Origin of the sequence: Gilliamella sp. Pra-s60 (genome assembly GCF_009795755.1) — a bacterium.
Classification (GTDB): Bacteria; Pseudomonadota; Gammaproteobacteria; order Enterobacterales; family Orbaceae; genus Gilliamella.
Genome location: NZ_WTFA01000003.1, coordinates 130,501 through 144,459, shown reverse-complemented (window position 1 = coordinate 144,459; position 13,959 = coordinate 130,501). Strand labels below are relative to the sequence as shown.

Annotated in this window: 13 protein-coding genes; 9 read left to right on the top strand and 4 right to left on the bottom strand. The window is 34.6% G+C overall.

The genetic code is table 11. The features are described 5' to 3' along the window. Positions 1 to 37: 37 nt before the first annotated feature. The 3 genes from GQ596_RS03685 to cls are packed head-to-tail and all read left to right on the top strand — an operon-like array spanning position 38 to position 2,534. On the top strand, positions 38 to 583 hold the full coding sequence (locus tag GQ596_RS03685; RefSeq protein WP_160400335.1) for an inner membrane-spanning protein YciB: 546 nt from the start codon (positions 38 to 40) through the stop codon (positions 581 to 583). A 25-nt stretch (positions 584 to 608) separates the two neighbouring features. Then, the gene (gene yciA, locus GQ596_RS03680) at positions 609 to 1,064 is read left to right on the top strand and encodes an acyl-CoA thioester hydrolase YciA (protein ID WP_160400334.1); all 456 of its coding nucleotides are present in this window, start codon (positions 609 to 611) and stop codon (positions 1,062 to 1,064) included. Between the two features lie 6 nt (positions 1,065 to 1,070). Next, positions 1,071 to 2,534 carry a cardiolipin synthase gene (gene cls / locus GQ596_RS03675; RefSeq protein ID WP_160400333.1) on the top strand — a complete coding sequence of 488 codons (1,464 nt, stop codon included), beginning with the start codon at positions 1,071 to 1,073 and terminating at the stop codon, positions 2,532 to 2,534. 38 nt (positions 2,535 to 2,572) lie between these two features. Here cls and cpdA read toward each other — a convergent pair whose 3' ends face one another. Next, a complete protein-coding gene (gene cpdA / locus GQ596_RS03670) occupies positions 2,573 to 3,403 on the bottom strand; it encodes a 3',5'-cyclic-AMP phosphodiesterase (RefSeq protein ID WP_160400332.1) in 831 nt (276 codons plus the stop codon). A 168-nt stretch (positions 3,404 to 3,571) separates the two neighbouring features. Continuing rightward, the gene (nudF, locus tag GQ596_RS03665; RefSeq protein ID WP_160400331.1) at positions 3,572 to 4,201 is read right to left on the bottom strand and encodes an ADP-ribose diphosphatase; all 630 of its coding nucleotides are present in this window, start codon (positions 4,199 to 4,201) and stop codon (positions 3,572 to 3,574) included. Positions 4,202 to 4,339: 138 nt separating this feature from the next. Between nudF and tolC the strand changes: the two genes are divergently transcribed. Then, positions 4,340 to 5,686 carry an outer membrane channel protein TolC gene (gene tolC / locus GQ596_RS03660; protein WP_160400330.1) on the top strand — a complete coding sequence of 449 codons (1,347 nt, stop codon included), beginning with the start codon at positions 4,340 to 4,342 and terminating at the stop codon, positions 5,684 to 5,686. Positions 5,687 to 5,758: 72 nt separating this feature from the next. Here the strand turns inward: tolC and GQ596_RS03655 are convergent, their stop codons facing one another. After that, positions 5,759 to 6,649: a LysR family transcriptional regulator gene (locus GQ596_RS03655; RefSeq protein ID WP_160400329.1), complete on the bottom strand. Its 891-nt coding sequence runs from the start codon at positions 6,647 to 6,649 to the stop codon at positions 5,759 to 5,761. Between the two features lie 90 nt (positions 6,650 to 6,739). Between GQ596_RS03655 and GQ596_RS03650 the strand changes: the two genes are divergently transcribed. Both GQ596_RS03650 and GQ596_RS03645 read left to right on the top strand, forming a co-directional pair. Continuing rightward, positions 6,740 to 7,435: an NADPH-dependent F420 reductase gene (locus tag GQ596_RS03650; RefSeq protein ID WP_255475405.1), complete on the top strand. Its 696-nt coding sequence runs from the start codon at positions 6,740 to 6,742 to the stop codon at positions 7,433 to 7,435. Between the two features lie 115 nt (positions 7,436 to 7,550). After that, positions 7,551 to 8,339 (top strand): SDR family oxidoreductase, encoded by a 789-nt coding sequence (locus GQ596_RS03645; RefSeq protein ID WP_160400327.1) that lies wholly within the window; start codon positions 7,551 to 7,553, stop codon positions 8,337 to 8,339. Between the two features lie 87 nt (positions 8,340 to 8,426). On the opposite strand, the gene metG is transcribed toward GQ596_RS03645, so the two are convergent. Next, positions 8,427 to 10,454 (bottom strand): methionine--tRNA ligase, encoded by a 2,028-nt coding sequence (metG, locus tag GQ596_RS03640; RefSeq protein ID WP_160400326.1) that lies wholly within the window; start codon positions 10,452 to 10,454, stop codon positions 8,427 to 8,429. Between the two features lie 238 nt (positions 10,455 to 10,692). Here metG and apbC point away from each other — a divergent pair, with 238 nt between their 5' ends. The 3 genes from apbC to GQ596_RS03625 all read left to right on the top strand — a co-directional run bounded on the left by apbC (position 10,693) and on the right by GQ596_RS03625 (position 13,923). Further along, positions 10,693 to 11,766, top strand: a complete 1,074-nt coding sequence (gene apbC / locus GQ596_RS03635) for an iron-sulfur cluster carrier protein ApbC (protein ID WP_160400325.1) — start codon at positions 10,693 to 10,695, stop codon at positions 11,764 to 11,766. A gap of 314 nt (positions 11,767 to 12,080) precedes the next feature. Beyond that, the gene (gene tpx / locus GQ596_RS03630; RefSeq protein WP_160400324.1) at positions 12,081 to 12,593 is read left to right on the top strand and encodes a thiol peroxidase; all 513 of its coding nucleotides are present in this window, start codon (positions 12,081 to 12,083) and stop codon (positions 12,591 to 12,593) included. A 136-nt stretch (positions 12,594 to 12,729) separates the two neighbouring features. After that, complete coding sequence (locus GQ596_RS03625) at positions 12,730 to 13,923, top strand: sugar transporter (protein ID WP_160400323.1); 1,194 nt, start codon at positions 12,730 to 12,732, stop codon at positions 13,921 to 13,923. Positions 13,924 to 13,959: the final 36 nt, after the last annotated feature.

Below are 13,959 nucleotides of genomic sequence, written 5' to 3'. Positions count from 1 at the left end.
ATATGATAACTTACCTTTTTACTAGGTTAATACTTAAATGAAACAGCTTTTAAACTTTATTCCTCTTGTATTCTTTTTTATTTTTTTAACAATGTACGACGTCTTTGTGGGCGTTCAAGCATTAATGATCGCAGCAACAGTATGCTTTCTTCTTATTCTTATTTTATATAGAAAAATAGATAAAATAGAGTTAATTTCTTATCTGATGATCATGGTTTTTGGTGGATTCACACTTTATATGCGTGACCCTAATATAATCAAATGGAAAGTAACTATTATTAATTTTTTATTTGCTATGGCGTTATTAGTTAGCCAATTTATTTTTAAAAAAAACCTACTTCAAAAAATGCTCAGTAAAGAAATACAACTAGATACAAATATTTGGAATAAACTAAATTTATTATGGGTCGTTTTCTTTATATTATGTGGCACAATTAGTTTAGGTGCGACCTATTACACTACAGATAATTTCTTCTGGATATTTAAAGTATTCATTTTACCTGGCGCATCGTTACTATTGTCTTTAATATCAGGTATCTACATCTATAAAAATATGAATAAAGATATAGACAATAAACAATAATATAGTACAAATGGAGTATTTTAGCATGACACAAAATATAGCCCCTAAAGGACAATTAGTGCTTAGAACCCTTGCTATGCCTGCTGACACCAATCCTCATGGACATATTTTTGGCGGATGGATCATGTCTCAAATGGATCTTGCAGGTGGTATTTTATCAAAAGAGATCGCTAGAAATCGAGTTGTAACAGTTAATGCTAGTAGTATTACATTTTACAAACCAGCAATGGTAGGGGATGTTGTTTGTTGTTACGCACAATGCATTAAAACAGGAAAAACATCTATCACCATTGGTATTGAGGTTTGGGTAAAAAAAGTCATTGATACATTTGATACTACAGAACGTTTTTGCATAACCGATGCTGTATTTACTTATGTTTCAGTTGATAAGCATAATAACCCCAAACCATTACCAGAAGTTTTTCAAAATTATGATTGCACTAAAGATCCGCTTACTAAATTAAACTTAACTAATAATTAACTAAGTATGCAATTTACCACATTTCATGCTTTAATTAGCACTTTGATCTTTTTTGTTTATTGGTTGATCATTGTTTCAACAACATTACGGATCGTCTTCAAACGAAGACCAACAACTTATGTCATTGCATGGATGTTAGTTATTTATATCTTACCACTTGTCGGAGTGTTCCTTTATTTTGCCCTAGGAGAGGCTCACTTAGGACAACAACGCGTTAAACGGGCGCAAAAAATGCGTCCAACTATTTCAAAGTTTATTAATCGTCTAAGTGAATTTTCTGATATTTTTACCAGTAATGTTAGTCAAGTAAGTAAACCAATTTTTCAACTTTGCAAACACCAAACAGGTCTTGATGGAATTAATGGTAATCACATCGAACTACTAAGCGAAACTAACGAAATTTTTGACCGTTTAATTGACGATATAAATAAAGCGACATCAAATATCGAAATGGTATTTTATATCTGGAATGAAGGTGGTCGTGCTGATGATGTTGAACAAGCACTAATACAAGCAACTAAGCGAGGTGTAACTTGTCGATTAATGGTTGATTCTGCAGGTAGCAGACATTTTATAAAAACTGATGCGAATAAAAGAATGCGTGATGCAGGAATTATCATTGTTGAAGCTTTACAAGTAAACTTACTTCGATTTATGTTTAGACGACTGGACTTACGCCAACACCGAAAAGTAGCCATCATCGACAATTATATATCCTATACTGGCAGTATGAATATAGTTGATCCTCGCTTTTTTAAACAAAATAAACATGTTGGTGAATGGGTTGATATTATGGTCAGAATGAATGGCCCTATAACAACGTTAATGAGTGCCATATACGCCAGTGATTGGGAACTAGAAACAGGCAAACATTTAACTCTACCCAAAATAACCGACTTCGCCGAACCACCAGAGGATAAAAAACACATAATGCAATTAATAGCATCTGGCCCAGGTTATATGGAAAACATGATTCACCAAGTGTTATTAACAGCAATCTATTCAGCACAAGACCAAATTATTTTTACAACACCTTATTTAGTACCTAGTGATGATATTTTACATGCTGTCTGTACCGCAGCTCAAAGGGGAGTAGAAGTCATCATCATCATCCCCAAAAAAAATGACTCACTAATGGTAAAATGGGCAAGCCGAGCATTTTTTTCCGAATTATTAAATGGTGGTGTAAAACTCTATCAATTCAATGATAACCTATTACACACAAAAAGCGTTCTAATCGATAACCAGCTAAGTCTTGTTGGTACTGTTAATTTAGATATGCGTAGCTTATGGCTTAATTTTGAAATCACAACAGTGATTGATGACATAGAATTCGCTAAATCGTTAGCATTGCTCTTAAAAAAATATTTATCTAACTCAGATAAAGTAAAAACTGAAGAATGGAACCAACGCCCAATTTGGCAACGGGTTGTTGAACGGCTGTTTTACTTTTTTGCACCATTACTATAATTTTTATTTAGTTCTTCAAGCATCCCCTTTATTATTTATTAATAACCATTCTGAGAAATATCTGGTAAAAACTGATTGTTTGTTAATCTATAAACATCACTCTCGATAGAACCATCTGCATTAAGTTTAATTTCTCGCCAACCGGGAGCATCGTCACTTGATAATTGAAAATCATAGCATTCAGGTTTAAATTGAAAACAAGTTGAAGGCGTTGAAAAAGCATTACAATGATGCCAAATATAATCCTGTTTTTGATGAATGTGGCCCCAACCAATTCCCTTTATATTAGGATGTTGTTGAATAATCTGCTCTAATTGTCCACTATTTTTCAAAATGTGCTGATCTAACCAATGGCAGCCAGAACTAATTGGATGATGATGTAAAAAAGCTAACACATATCTAGAAGAGTATTTAGTTAAAGCATTTTGTAAAAACTCAAGTTCAGATTCTGGTAAAAAACCATAAGCCTGCCCCTCAACTTGGCTATTTAATAAAACAATTAACCATTTGCTTCCTAACTGAACTATTTTGTTATCGGCAAGTTGATAGTTATCAAATACATCTTGCATATAAGCATAATTATCATGGTTACCAGCCAACCATACACAAGGCGTATTAAACTTATTTATTTGCTTAGCAAAACGGGCATAAGCTTTTTTAGAACCGTCCTGAACAAAATCACCACTCGCTACAATCAAATCAAACTTCTTGTTACTACGTTCAATTTCATTAATAACTGATAAAAAGCTAGCATTAGAATGAACTCCCAACAACGAGCTATCATCATCTGAAAAAAGATGAGTATCAGTTATATGTAATATTCTACCGTAATTTCTATTCCGAATTGGAAGTTTTAAAAATGACTCCAAAATTTACCCCAATTATTTATCAATCTATAATTATGGTTAATAATGTCAGCAACAAAATAAACATTGTGACTGGAAACATAATTTTTATTATAAATCCTAGTGTTATATTAAAGTGTAAAATAGATCACACTTTTATGAAAGAAATAATTAAATCTAATCATTAAAAAATTATTTCCACTCTTTTTTTAATGACTCATGATTAAGCTCTAACCATTGAAGTGCAATAATAGATGCAGCATTATTAATAATTCCATCTTCTACCCATTGATAAGCTTGAGATCGGCTTACAACATGAACTTTAATATCTTCGTTTTCTTCAGCTAGGCCGTGAATACCTTTAGCGGTTGATGAATCAACTTCACCCACCAAAATATGCAGTTGTTCAGTCAAACCGCCTGGTGATGCCAAATAACTGATTATAGGTTTACATCTACCTACAGTGACTCCGGCTTCCTCCATAGCTTCACGCCTTGCTACATCTTCATATGACTCATTTTCATGATCCATCATACCGGCAATAAGTTCTAGCATCCATGGACTATCTTGAGTTTCAATAGCGGCAATTCGAATTTGTTCAATTAATACAACGTCATCACGTTTAGCATCATAAGCTAAAAGCACAACCGCATGACCACGTTCCAAAATTTCACGAGCTACAACTTCGCTCATTGAACCATCAAATTTACGATATTGAAAACGATATTCAAATAAAGAAAAAAAACCTTTATACAAAACTTTCTTAGTCAAATTAACCACATCGTTTTTATCAAAACGAACTGGATTACCTTTAATTTTCATATAAAATCCCAAATTTAAATTGAATTTGAATAAAAAGTGCGAATAGACATAAACTATGCTTACTATATGTTAATTATCTGCTAAAATTATACCATTAAAAATACTACTATATTTTAATGATTTTTAAAGAGAAGATTGATGAAAAAAACTTTAACCTTTTTAGTTGGCTTAATATTAAGCCAATCTGTCTTTGCTGAAAATTTAATACAAGTTTATGAACAGGCAAAAGAAACTAATCCAGATCTACGCAGTTCATTAGCTGAAAAAAACAAAGCATATGCAGCAATTTCTGGTTCTCGAGCGAGCTTGCTACCACAGATTGGTTTAAGTGCTTCTTATGGTGTTAATCATGGACGACGTGATAACAGTGGTATAAAATCTAAAAGTGGCAACTTATACCAAATCGCAGTATCTCAAAGCATTTTTAATTTCTCAAATTGGAAAGCCTTAGATATTACTAAAAAACAAGCAAGTATTGCCGATATTGCCTATCAATACCAAGGTCAAACATTAATCTTAAATACTTCTGTTGCTTATTTTAATGTGTTAAAAGCGCTTGATGCATTAAGCTTTATTGATGCACAGAAAAAAGCAATTGCGCGCCAATTAGAACAAACTAGTCAAAAATTCCAAGTTGGATTAGCAACAATTGAAGACGTACAAAATGCAAAAGCTAACCATGATCTAACTGTTGCACAACAAGTAAACGCATTAAATGAGTTAAACAATGCAATCGAAAATTTACGCCAAGTAAGTGGCCGTTTTTATTCAAGTTTGGCAAGTATTAACAGTAATACATTTAAAACTGAAGCCCCAACACAAATCAATACTTTATTAAAACAATCTGAAGCGTCTAATCTTAATTTATTAACAATGAAGTTAAATCAAGACATAGCGCGTGAACAAATCAAACTCTCACAATCAGGTCATTTACCAACAGCAAGTTTAGATGCATCGACAAATTTAAATAAAACTGATAGATATGGTAACAACATAGCACCTGGTGCACATGGTGGCAAATCTTATTCAGGGAACAACTATGTTGGCGTCAGTGTAAATCTACCTATATTTTCAGGTGGAGCAACAATGTCTAAAGTTGAACAAGCCCAACAAAACTATGTAAGTTTCAGCGAAAAACTAGAAAGCACTAATCGTAGTGTTATTAATCAAGTCCGTTCATCGTACAATAATATTTCATCATCCATTAGTGCAATCAAAGCTTATCAACAAGCAGTTATTTCTGCACAAAGTTCATTAGAATCAACAAACGCTGGTTATCTAGCAGGAACGCGAACAATCGTTGACGTATTAAATGCTACAACACAACTGTACAGTTCAAAACAGCGCTTATCTGATGCGAAATATAATTACTTAACTAGTCTACTACAACTTAAATATGCTGTTGGCACATTAACTGCAGACGATTTAGTCTATCTAAACAATATGTTAGGAAAAGAAGTTAGCACTTTAGTAACTATAAAATAATTATCGTATTAGTTATATAATAAAAAAGGCGAAATAATCGCCTTTTTTATTATATTTAAACGTAATTATCACTCAAGCCATCGCATTCAGCACAAATTCAATAAATGCTTTTAACTTTGGTAGTTGCTGACAATCAGCTGTGTAAAGCATATTAAGCTGCTTCGCGGGTGGTAAAAATGACTGTAATACAGGAAGTAATTTCTTTTGCTTGATCGGTTCTTGTAACATAGCTTCAGGTAGCATTGTGATACCTAATCCTTCAATTGCCGCTATCGCTAAAGCCGACGTCTGATTGCTTTGAAATGATCCTGATATAGGAATATTAATTAATTCACCATTAATCATAAATGGCCAAATATAGTCTTTGCTATTTTGATTAGCATACTGATAAACCAAACACCGATGTTGTTTCAAATCATATGGTGTTAATGGAATACCGTATTCTGCCAAATAATTTGGTGAAGCAGCAAAAATAAGTTGATGAGGATTAAGTCTACGAGCAATGAGGCTAGAATCACTCAAATCACCAATACGAAACGCGATATCAAAACCATCCTTAACTAAATCAACATAATGATCACTCAACTGAATATCAACACTAATTTTTGGATAACAATTTAGAAACCGACTAATTAGTGACACTAAAGCAGAATTACCAAACGTAAATGGTGCACTAATTCTAAGCACTCCACTAGGTTCGTCTAAAAATTGTTGTGCAAGCATAGTGGTAGCTTTAACTTCACCCAAAATACTTAAGCAACGTTCATAATACTGCTTACCAAATTCAGTAAGATTTTGTGAGCGAGTTGTTCGATTAAGTAACTTTAGCCCTAATTGCGTTTCTAAAAAAAGAATATATTTCGCAACCATTTGAGGAGAGGTATTTAATGAAATAGAAGCTGATGCAAATGAACCTGTTTTTACAGTCAATACAAAAGCTTCCATACTCCTAAATAAATCCATATTACCAACCAATAGTTGTTAATAAAACAACTTTTAAGATATTTATTACTTTTTATTTTACAAATATCATAACATAAATCAAGCAAACATCTGAAAAGGAGTAAATATATGAAAAAAATCGGCATTATAGGAGCTGGATTTGTCAGTCAAGCTTGTGCAACACTATTTATGCAAGCTGGTTATCAAGTTATGCTAAGTAATTCTAGAGATAAAAATACACTATTTAGCGTAGCTACACGCTTAAACTGTCAAATTGGAAGCCAAGAAGAAGCCATTAAATTTGCTGATATCATTCTCATTGCTATTCCTTTTATCAATTATACACAGTTACCCACTGAATTACTCCGTGGAAAAATAGTACTTGACGCAACTAACTATTATCCTGAGCGCGATGGTCATTTAGAACAATTAGATAAACATGAAATAACAACCAGTGAGCTAATGGCCAAACATCTTAATAAGTCTAAAGTTGTTAAAGTCTTCAATGCCATTCTTGCTAAAGATGTTGTTAAAGATGCAAAACCTAATGATCAATCCGATAGAAGGGCAATTCCTATCGCTGGAAACGATTTAGCCACCAAACAGACTGTTATCAATCTACTAGAAAATATCGGCTATGATTATGTTGATGTCGGTGCTTTATCAAATAGCTGGCGATTTGAACGAGCAAAACCGGCTTATTGCATACCATTAAATCGTCAACAGTTGAATGATGTTATAGCACAAACCACAAGAGAATTTGAAGTACCACACAATTCATGGCAAACAAATAATCAACAAAGATAAAAAATCAAAATAAGCCCTTTCTTCTATCATAATGAAGATACATTTATCGCCTATTCAATAGGTTAAATAGTGTTACTTAAAGAGAAATTTGAAATATTAATTAAAGGAAATAAAAATGACCAACCCAAATAAAAGATATACTGTTATAACTGGGGCTAGTTCTGGAATAGGCTATGCAACCGCCACTGCCTTTGCTAAACGAAATAAAAACCTTATTATTACAGCAAGAAGACAAGAGAATTTAGAACATTTACGACAAGAAATTACAAAAATTGACCCAGCATTAGAAGTAATTATAAAAATTTGTGATTTATCACAACCAACCAACGCTTATTCCCTTTTTAATGATTTAGACAACTATTTTATTGAAACATGGATTAATAATGCTGGTTTTGGTCATTACGGCAGTGTTCGTGATCAAGATTTAGAAAAAATCGAATCAATGCTTCATTTAAATATTGAAACCCTAACAATTTTTTCAACACTGTATGTACGAAAATATCAAAATGAATCTGGGACACAACTAATAAACATCTCCTCCCGTGGTGGATATACGATCGTTCCTAATGCGGTAACCTATTGCGCAACAAAATTCTATGTCAATGCCTTTACCGAAGGGCTAGCACAGGAATTAAAGCAAGCTAACGCCCAATTAACCGCAAAGGTGTTAGCTCCGGCTGCGACAAAAACAGAATTTGGTGAAAAAGCCAATAATGTCAGTAAATACAATTATGATGCAAGTTTTGCTAAATATCATACCGCCGATCAAATGGCTGAATTCCTACTCGCGTTATATGATAGTGACAACATTATTGGAGAGATTAACACCAAAGATTTTACTTTTTCATTAAAAAATAGCATATTCCCTTATTCAGGAAATCTTTCAGAAAACCAAAAATTATAAATTATAGAAAACAGCTAGATTAGCTAAAACATCTTAACAAGCATATCAACTTGTTAAGATGCCGTTTATTTATAATAAAGATATCAGTTACGAAATTCGCATTCCCGGTTTAGCGCCACTATCTGGAGATAACAAGTACACACCGTCACCATCATCTTTACCACTTGCACAAAGCACCATACCTTCTGAAACACCAAAACGCATTTTACGAGGGGCTAAGTTAGCAATCATAATGGTTAAACGACCAATTAACACATCAGGATCAGGGTAAAACTGCTTAATACCTGAAAACACGTTACGGGTTTCATCGCCAATATCAAGTGTCAATTGAAGTAATTTATCAGATCCCTCAACAAAACAGGCATGTTTAATCAACGCTACACGCATATCGACTTTAGCAAAATCGTCAAAATTAATCGTCTCAGCGATAGGTTCAGCAACGAGTGGTTTTGTTGGTTGCGCTAGTGCAGCTTGTTGTTTTGTTTCGTCAATCATAGCGGTGATTTTATCCATATCAATACGGTTAAATAAGGCTTTGAACTGATTAATCTTATGATTTGTTAAAGCGTTATCAATAGAATTCCATGTTAATTGACTATTTAAAAATGCCTCACTGCGCTCAGCTAACGAAGGCACAATTGGTTTTAAATAGGTCATCAAAATGCGGAATAAGTGAATACCCATCGAGCAAATATCTTGCAATGCTTGATCTTGCCCTTCTTGTTTAGCAACCACCCAAGGGGCTTTTTCGTCAATATAACGGTTAGCTTCATCAGCTAAAGCCATAATTTCACGAATCGCCTTGCCAGATTCACGTTGTTCAAAATAATCGGCAATAGTTTGAGATTTATCAACAAAACGTTGATAAAGTTCTGGTTCAGCGACCTTATCTGATAATTTGCCATCAAAACGTTTATAGATAAAACCAGCCGAACGCGAAGCAATATTGACAACTTTATTGACTAAATCACTATTTACACGTTGCACAAAGTCTTCTAGATTTAAATCAATATCATCAATATGTGATGATAGTTTAGCGGCATAATAATAACGCAAGCAATCAGGATCTAAATGTTTTAAATAGGTACTTGCTTGAATAAAAGTACCTCGTGATTTAGACATTTTTGCACCATCAACCGTGACATATCCATGAACAAAAATATTCGATGGCTTACGATATTCACTACCATCTAACATAGCAGGCCAAAATAAACTATGGAAATAAACAATATCTTTACCAATAAAATGATAAAGTTCAGTATTTGAATTTTTATTCCAAAACTCATCAAAAATCGGTTTATTTTGTGTATTGCAGTAATTTAAAAAAGATCCCATATAACCAATTGGCGCATCTAACCAAACGTAGAAATATTTGCCTGGCGCATCAGGGATTTCAAAACCAAAATAAGGCGCATCACGGCTGATATCCCAAGGTTGCAAACCAGATTCGAACCACTCTTGCATTTTATTCGCCACTTGGTCTTGAAGTGTTCCTGAGCGAATCCACTCTTGCAACATATTTGAAAACGCAGGCAAATCAAAAAAGAAGTGTTCAGACTCTTTTAAAATCGGCGTGGCGCCCGAAACCACAGACTTAGGGTCAATTAAATCAATAGGATTATAAGTAGCACTACACACTTCACAGTTATCACCATATTGATCGGGCGCTTTACAACGTGGGCAAGTGCCTTTTACAAAGCGATCAGGTAAAAACATCTGTTTTTCAGGATCAAATAGCTGTGAAATAACTTTAGTTTTAATATAACCATTTGCTTTTAAACGTTTATAAATTTGCTCTGATATTTCACGATTTTCTGGGCTATGGGTTGAATGGTAATTATCATAACTGATATTAAACCCAGCAAAATCGCGCTGATGCTCGGTTTTAACTTCACTAATCATCTGTTCTGGCGTAATACCAAGTTGTTGTGCTTTGAGCATAATTGGCGTGCCATGGGCATCGTCAGCACAAATAAAATAGATCTCATTACCACGCATACGTTGATAGCGTACCCATACATCAGCTTGAATGTGTTCAAGCATATGACCTAAGTGAATTGCACCATTGGCATAAGGCAGTGCACAAGTCACCAATATTTTGCGTTGAGTTGTCATGTTGATTTATTACCCTTTTTTACATAATGACAGAAATAGTACATCAAACGTGGGATTATCGCTAGATTTATGCCATAATTTAATAAAATTTCTATGCCCAATTAGCTTTGTTGGTAGTTAAATAATTTTGTTAAAAAATGCCAAATAACGCCTAACTATTTATCATGCGCTAAACCTTTAACGAATCAAACTAAAAAGCAAACAAGCATAAATATTGATACATAAAGAGATCACAATAATGAATATTGAAGTAAAAAAAATTCTTGAGAATTTTACTCATCCAACTTTGCAAAAAAATTTATTTGAACTTGGCGCAATACAAAAAATCGAAATATTAAACCACCGCTTATCTATTAACCTAACCATGCCTTTTGTTTGGCAAAGCGGTTTTGACGCCCTAAAAAAAACAACTACTCCTGAATTACTTAAACTTAACGGTATTAACGATATTGACTGGTGCCTTGAATATAAAATTGCCACCTTAAAACGTGCTAATAACCAACAGGCCATTAATAATATAAAAAATATTATCGCCATAAGTTCTGGTAAAGGAGGCGTGGGTAAATCATCAACAGCAATCAATTTAGCATTAGCTTTACAAAAGCAAGGCGCTAAAGTAGGTATTTTAGATGCCGATATTTATGGCCCCTCGATTCCAACCATGTTGGGTACAGAAAAAGAGCACCCATTAACACCAGACAATAAACACATGACCCCAATTATGGCATATGGATTAGCCAGTAACTCCATAGGTTATTTAGTTGACCCTGATGGTGCAATGGTATGGCGTGGACCAATGGCAAGCAAAGCATTACTACAAATATTACAAGATACGCTTTGGCCTGAACTTGATTATCTTGTTATTGATATGCCACCAGGTACTGGGGATATTCAATTAACGCTTGCTCAAAATATTCCAGTAACGGCGGCCATAATTGTTAGCACCCCACAAGACATTGCATTAATTGATGCCAAAAAAGGTATTACCATGTTTAATAAGGTCAACATTCCAACACTAGGAATTATTGAAAACATGAGTTACCACATTTGTGAAAATTGTGGTCACCACGAAACAATATTTGGTGAAGGAGGCGCACAACGTTTGGCCAATCAATATCAAACAAAATTGCTTGGACAAGTACCTCTTCATAAAATCTTACGCCAAGATCTTGATACAGGAAACCCCACCGTCATTAGCCATCCTGATAGCGAATTTACTCAACTTTATGGCCAAATTGCCGAACATATTGCTAGCGAGTTATATTGGCAAGGCAAAACGATTTTGCCTGATATAGCGTTTAAAACATTGTAACTTAAAAACCAAACTATTGGCTGTAAAAACCACAGCCAAAATTAGATAAATTTTATAACAAACAATACTGAATAATTTCCTCGATGATTTATTAATGAAATTTGATTAATATAGAAATTCCTCAATGTGTTAACAGCAACGTTATCAACGATAACAGTAATCGGCTAATTCATTCGATAAAAACAGATAATGCTATTGCTGATCTGCTCATTTAGTTCTATATTCAACTAACGCTATCATGTGCAAAAGCTTCAATGCATTGGAAGTCGTTACACTATCCCCCCATAATTTGTCACAACACTAAGGAAACAATTATGCAAAAAAGAGCGAATGAAGTCACAATGCGTGGTAACCCAATTACTTTATTAGGTCCAAAAATCAATGTCGGTGATTTGGCACCTGATTTTACTGTGCAAGATCTAGAGATGAAACCGATAAAATTATCCGATTTTAGCGGCAAAGTAAGAATAATAAATTCAGTACCATCAATTGACACATCGGTCTGTAGTGCCCAGGTTCACCATTTCAATGTCGAAGCAGCAAAACTAAAAGATACCGTAATATTTTCAATAAGTGTTGATCTACCTTTTGCATTAAACCGTTATTGTGCAGCTGAGGGGATTGATGCAGTTAAAGTCACCTCAGATCATAAAGAACTCAACTTTGGTTTAAAATATGGTGTTGTTATTGAACAGCTACGGTTACTTACTCGAGCCGTATTTGTCATTGATAAAAATGACAAGATTGTTTACGTTGAATATGTAAAAGAGACCTCGTCTGAGCCTGATTATGACAAAGCCCTAGCGGCAGCTAAAGTATTAGCATAAATCACGATATAATATATCGCTACCTAATAATATTGGTAGCGATATACTTTAAGATTAATTTATAGCAACTATTTAATAGACAAAAATATTCAGTTATAATCAAAAGTAATCTAATCTTCCCGCCACAATCTTAATCATGAATAATAACATTACCCGATCTCGTATTTGGTCATCTATTCTATGCCTTGCATTTGCTGCATTTATTTTTAACACAACAGAATTTATACCTGTTGGTCTACTTCCTGATATCGCAAAAAGTTTTTCGATGGATAATGCTCATGCTGGATTGTTACTAACAATTTATGCGTGGTCGGTTTCGCTACTATCGTTGCCACTAACGGTATTAACCTCCCAAATGGAACGAAAAAAGCTACTCATATTACTATTCTGCTTATTTATTGGTAGTCACCTATTAGCTGGGATAGCGTGGAATTTCTACAGCTTAGTGGCAGCCAGAATTGGCATCGCTTGTGCACATGCCGTCTTTTGGGCTATCACAACGCCACTCGCCGTTCGACTAGCACCCAATGGCAAAAAAGCCAAAGCCATGGGCTTTATTGTGATTGGTGTTTCAATGGCTACCATACTCGGCATTCCGATTGGAACAATAATCGGGCAATGGGTCGGCTGGCGCGTAACCTTTTTATGTATTGGCTTCTTCGCCTTTTGTGTCATGCTAATACTGATTAACTTATTACCTAAGTTACCAAGCACCAACATCATTTCGATGAAAAACATACCACAGGTACTAAAACGCCCAGTACTGCTTAACATCTACCTACTCACTGCGATCATTATTGCAGGACACTTTACGGCTTACACCTACATCACCCCATTTATGACAAATGTTGGTGGATTTGATCAACACGTCATTGTCGGTTTATTACTGGTTGTTGGATTTTCAGGCATGATTGGCAGTGTGATTTTTGCCAAATATGCCAACAAAAACCCAACGGCCATTTTGTTTATTCCCGTATTAACATTAGGCATTTGCTTATTATCGCTTGACGTTAGTTCGCTCAGCATCTACACCGCCATTATTCAGTGCTTGGTATGGGGGCTTTCAGTGACCATTATCGGCATGGTTATGCAAAGCAAAGTCATTGACGCTGCACCTGACGCAACCGACATTGCCACATCGGTTTATTCGGGCATCTACAACATCGGCATTGGAGGGGGCGCATTTATTGGCAGTAAGGTACTCATTTTCCTATCAACCAAAGACATCGGATTTGTAGGGGCAATTTTTGTCATCATTGCCCTACTATTGTTCGCCTTTCATTCTAGAAAGCTGTGGAACATCAAAACGGAAGAATCACAACAGAATTAATCCCCCACAAGCCAAACAGCATTATTTATTAACCAC